Genomic DNA, 719 nt, shown 5'->3' with positions numbered 1-719 from the left:
AAGATGGACCGGAACGAAAAACAGATCGGGATGTCGAAGCAGTGCTTCTCCCAGTAGAAGTAGCTGCGGATCGGCCGCCAGGTGTCCTCGAAGTTGGCGACGTCGTCGCGCAATTCTTCGGTGACGGCCTGCATTTCGCGTGTCTCACCGATCATCTTGTGCGTGATGCCGGTGAGCTGCTGCATGAGGCCGTACATGTGCCTCATCCGGTTCATGGTGTCTTCGAGTTCGTCGGCCTGCTTGAGCATGTCGTCCATGCGGGCCTTCTGGAACTTCATCGTCTGCACCTGCCCGGCGTTCTGCATGCTGAGCTGGAACGGGATCGAGGTGTGCTCCATCGCCGTGCCCTCCGGGCGCGTAATCGATTGCACGCGTGAGACTCCGGGGACGCGGAAGATGCCCTTGGCCAGTTTGTCGAGTACCAGGAAGTCAGCGGGATCGCGCAAATCGTGGTCGGCCTCGACCATCATGACTTCCGGCATCAGCCGGGCCTGCGAGAAGTGGCGCTCCGCGGCGTCGTATCCCTTGTTCGCGGCGATGTTGTGCGGGATGTACAACCGGTCGTTGTAGCTGGTCTGGTAACCCGGCAGGGTCAGCAGACCAACCAGCGCGATCGCGATCGTCACCGCGAGAACCGGCGCGGGCCAACGGACGATCGCGGTACCGATGCGGCGCCAGCCCTGGGTCTGCAACCTTCGCTTCGGGTCCAGCAGCTTGAA

The 719-nt window shown here is 61.9% G+C and carries 1 pseudogene; it reads right to left on the bottom strand.

Annotated elements, in window-relative coordinates:
* Positions 1-719, bottom strand: a pseudogene (locus A5658_RS28555) (MMPL family RND transporter); the annotation flags it as partial.

Origin of the sequence: Mycobacterium sp. 1245111.1, assembly GCF_001673405.1 — a bacterium.
Lineage (GTDB): Bacteria > Actinomycetota > Actinomycetes > Mycobacteriales > Mycobacteriaceae > Mycobacterium.
The sequence above is the reverse complement of the archived record's forward strand: the minus strand, read 5'-3'. Positions and strand labels throughout refer to the sequence as shown.